Here is a 3,537-nt window from a genome sequence, read left to right on the forward strand (position 1 = left end):
CTGTACTCGCTGCCCTGGCTCGCCCTCGCCGGAGCGTGGGCCGTCGGCCGGCACCGCCAGACCGCACCCTCGTGGGCGCTGCCCGCCGACGCGGGCGAGCAGGGCGTCATCCCCGACGAGAACGCCATCCTGCGGGCCCTGGGCAAGCTGTCCATCCCGCAGATGAACGCGGCCATCAAAGAGGGCTGGCAGGCCCGTTGGGTGCAGCCCACGACCCGCCTGGGCAACGGCTACCACACACAGCTGCAGCTCCCCATGGGCGTCACCGTCGAGATGATCAACGCGAAGAAGAAGGTCCTCGCCCACAACCTGCTGCGCAAGCCCGTCGAGACGTGGCCCACCGAGCCCCCGAACCAGCCGGGTGTACTCGACCTGTGGGTAGCCGATCAGGGCTCGCTCAACGGCGTCGTGCCGGACTGGCCGCTGTTGCACGAGGGCACGACCGACTACTTCAAGGGCGTGCCGGTCGCCGTGTCTCAGCGCGGTGAACCGATCATCGGGAAGCTGATGGCCGCGAACTGGATCGTCGGCGGGATCATGGGCTCGGGTAAGACGTCCATCGTCGTCTCCCTGCTCCTCGGTGCGATCCTCGACCCGCTCGTCATCGCCGAGGTGTACGTCATGGCGACGAACGTGGACTACGACCCGCTCCGGCCGCGCCTGAACAACCTGGTCAAGGGCGACGACCCCGAGGAACTGCGGGCCGCACTGGACGCGCTGCGCGGCCTGTCCAACGAGGTGACCCTGCGGGGCAAGCTCCTCGAAGAACTCGGGGGCGAGTCGACGAAGCTCACCCGTGAGCTGGCACTGAAGGACGCGCGGATGCGGCCGAAGGTCGTCGTCTTCGACGAGTGCCACGAACTGTTCATGTCCAAGGACTACGGCAAGGAGGCCGCCGAGCTGGCCATTCGCGTTATGAAGAAGGCCCGCAAGGTCGGCATCACCCTGATCTGGGTCACCGTCTCCCCGACCGCCGATTCGATCCCGCGGGACGTCACCCGCAACACCTCCCACCGCGTCGCGTTCGCCGTCGGCGACCAGGTCGCGAACGATGGCCTGCTCGGCTCGGGCAAGTACAAGGCCGGCATCCGCGCGACGGAGCTGGTCCCCGGGCAGGATGTCGGCACCGCGGTGACGTACGGGTTCACGTCCAAGCCGTTCGAGATCATCCGCGCCTACTTCGTCAACCGGGACCCGGAGAAGAACATCGACCAGGTGACCCCGGTCGTCGAGCGCGCGATGGACCTGCACGACGGCATCCCGGCCGGCGCGCCCGCGTTCGTCCCGGTCGACCACCTCGCCGACATCGCGGCCGTCCTCGGGCACGAGACGAAGATGCTCACCCTGGACGTGCTGCACGGTCTGAAGGACTGCAACCCGATCGAGTACGGCAGCTGGTCGCCGCGGGATCTGAAGGGCGTTCTCGACGACGCGGGGCACGGCGAGTACAAGACGGGCGGGAAGATGCACGTCAGTCTCGACCGGATCCTCGACGCGATCGCGGCCCGGGACGACGAGCCGGACGAGGATCTCGACGACGAATGAGAGTGAGGGAGGCGGCCGGATCTTGGGGAGTTCTCCCTACCCGCCTCCCTACCATGCCTCCCTGTACATGACCTGCGGAAACGACAGGTTAGGGAGGCGAGGGAGGCAGGGGCGCGGAGACGCTGAGACCCCCGGAAACGGGGTGTTGGCCTCCCTCCCGCCGCCTCCCTCCCCGTACGACAACGGCCCCCGGTCGAGGTGACCGGGGGCCGTCGTGTTGCCCGCGTCGCCCGCCATCGGGACGGGTCACGGCGAACCGCGTGAGAGGGGCCTACGCGGGTCCTGCGTCGGTGCCCCCAGCCCTGGGGGAACCGAAGGGGGAGACCTTCCTCCAGTCCCCCCAGATCTGGGGGAAGTGGAGGAGGGTTCCGCGCGGGCCCGGAGACGCGTACGGGCGTCCGCGCGGGTCCCGGTCCGGCCGCTTAAGCCTGGGGTGCGCGACCGGACCGGGGGCTCATACGGTGTGCCCGATACGGCGCAGCCTCAGGGGCGGTGCGACAGGCTCACGCGGCGCGCACTCGCCGCCCTCCGCGTGGACGATCAGACGGACGTCCGGGCCGGACATGCGCGGCAGCCACCGCACTATCCCGTCATCCGTATGGAGGCCGCAGGCGACGCAGGTTCCTGCCGCGCGCTCGGGCTCGTCGTCCCACATCGGGCTCACCGCGCAGACCCCGTCTTGCTGCACCGTGCGCATCCGCAGGGCGGGTACGCGACGGTCATCATGGCCTCGTCGGACGCGGGGAGGGTGCGCGCGCAGACGGGCGTCTCCTCCATCGTCTCGGGGTCGACGCGGTAGACCCGGATGGTCAGGCCGGGGTGGGTGGGTGCGCTGCCTTTGTCGGTCACGGAATCACAGTCGCGCGATCACTGTGAGTTGCGCGGCGTCAGTGCGGGCGTCATACCGGCGACATAGGGGGCGTCAATTCGGTGTCATTGCATCCGCGCCGGAGCTACCGTGATCGCATGGCCACACCGAACAGCGCACTGCGAGCGGTCCGCATGGGCCTGCTCATGAGCCAAGACGACTTTGCCCGCGCGGTCCGCGACGCCGGCACCCGGGCAGGCGTACCCAACGACGCGAACAAGCGGCTCGTACAGCGCTGGGAGTCCGGCACCACCGCCGCCCCACGCCCTGTCTACGCACGCGCCCTGGAGTCCGTGACCGGGCTGCCCATCGAGGCCCTCGGCTTCACCCTCACCGTGCCCATGGCGCGCGTCGCCGACGACGGCCGCGGCGGCCACGACATGCAGCCCGGAGAGAACGGCATCACCCCGGCCGCGCCCGCCCCGCAGGCCGAGCCGCAGGGTGCGCACCGGAACTACTCGGGGGTGTGGCTGTCGCGGTACGAGTACTTCAGCTCCGGCCGAGACTCGGCCTTCACGGGCCTGCACTACGTGGTCGTACTCCAGCACGGCAACCGCCTCACGGTCCGCTCCCTGCCCGGCTCCTCGGACTCCCCGCTGACGATGGATCTGGAGGTCGACGGACACGTCGCCACCGGCACGTGGACCGAGCAGACGGCCAGCGAGGGCTACTACCGGGGCGCCCGCTACCACGGCGCGATTCAGCTCCTCGTCGAGCCGACCGGCCGCCGGATGACCGGCAAGTGGGTGGGGTTCGGGAAGGAGTTCGACGTGAACACGGGGCCGTGGGAGCTGGTCTTTCAGGACGCGTCGACCACGAAGGCGACGCTCGCCGCGTACGACCGTCGCCCGGAGCGCTGAGAGGGGTGGGCACTGGTGCCCACCCCTCGCCCACGACTACGCCCTACCGATCCCCGAACGTCGCCCTCAGCCCGCCGCGCGTAGTCACAGCCTTACGAAGCGGATCGATGATGACCTCGCCGAGCTGCCCGTTGCCGATCTGCAAGGTGATGGCCAAGGGCCGGTCGCCCCAGCCTGCTCCGGCCGGCGCAGCGGCGTCGGCCCGCTTGGCCGCCATCGACCCGCCGCGCGGAACGTTCAGCATCGACTCCCACGCCGGCGTCA

Annotated in this window: 5 protein-coding genes; 2 read left to right on the top strand and 3 right to left on the bottom strand. The window is 69.9% G+C overall.

Features of this window, described 5'->3' with window-relative positions:
* On the top strand, window positions 1-1,545 hold a 1,545-nt coding region (locus O3Q52_RS50730; RefSeq protein WP_269655185.1), incomplete at its 5' end, for a zonular occludens toxin domain-containing protein.
* A 454-nt stretch (window positions 1,546-1,999) separates the two neighbouring features.
* Here the strand turns inward: O3Q52_RS50730 and O3Q52_RS50735 are convergent.
* Both O3Q52_RS50735 and O3Q52_RS50740 read right to left on the bottom strand, forming a co-directional pair.
* Window positions 2,000-2,200, bottom strand: coding sequence for a hypothetical protein (locus tag O3Q52_RS50735; protein ID WP_269655186.1), 201 nt, complete (start codon window positions 2,198-2,200; stop codon window positions 2,000-2,002).
* Between the two features lie 5 nt (window positions 2,201-2,205).
* Window positions 2,206-2,394: a hypothetical protein gene (locus tag O3Q52_RS50740; RefSeq protein ID WP_269655187.1), complete on the bottom strand. Its 189-nt coding sequence runs from the start codon at window positions 2,392-2,394 to the stop codon at window positions 2,206-2,208.
* Between the two features lie 117 nt (window positions 2,395-2,511).
* Between O3Q52_RS50740 and O3Q52_RS50745 the strand changes: the two genes are divergently transcribed.
* Window positions 2,512-3,273, top strand: a complete 762-nt coding sequence (locus O3Q52_RS50745) for a helix-turn-helix transcriptional regulator (protein ID WP_269655188.1) — start codon at window positions 2,512-2,514, stop codon at window positions 3,271-3,273.
* Between the two features lie 43 nt (window positions 3,274-3,316).
* Here O3Q52_RS50745 and O3Q52_RS50750 read toward each other — a convergent pair.
* A partial coding sequence (locus O3Q52_RS50750) for a hypothetical protein (protein WP_269655189.1) occupies window positions 3,317-3,537 on the bottom strand: 221 nt, incomplete at its 5' end.

This window comes from Streptomyces sp. ActVer, from assembly GCF_027270795.1.
Classification (GTDB): Bacteria; Actinomycetota; Actinomycetes; order Streptomycetales; family Streptomycetaceae; genus Streptomyces; species Streptomyces umbrinus_A.